The sequence below is a fragment of the Planktothrix paucivesiculata PCC 9631 genome, from assembly GCF_900009265.2.
Classification (GTDB): Bacteria; Cyanobacteriota; Cyanobacteriia; order Cyanobacteriales; family Microcoleaceae; genus Planktothrix; species Planktothrix paucivesiculata.
The window spans coordinates 1-236 of the sequence record NZ_LR735052.1; the positions used below are offsets into that span (position 1 = coordinate 1).

1 protein-coding gene is annotated in these 236 nt (G+C 45.8%); it reads right to left on the reverse strand.

Features of this window, described 5'->3' with window-relative positions; translation table 11 throughout:
• On the reverse strand, positions 1–236 hold a 236-nt coding region (locus tag PL9631_RS25565), incomplete at both ends, for a transposase (protein ID WP_197046516.1).

Here is a 236-nt window from a genome sequence, read left to right on the forward strand (position 1 = left end):
ATTCCATTGTCGGTTTTTCCGATTTCTCCGATGTATTGCCGTCCCACTCCCTCGGTAAAGTTCCCGCTTTTTCGATGTCCTGAATCATCAATAATTAGAGCAAATCCCCGACTAATCTGGGTTTGCCTACACTGATTCATTACCTCCAGCCGACGCTGATTCAGTTTCATTGCTGACCAAGGAGCTTCGGTTAAAAAGTGGTGTAATCGGTGGTAAGTTACCCCTACGGCGTTATT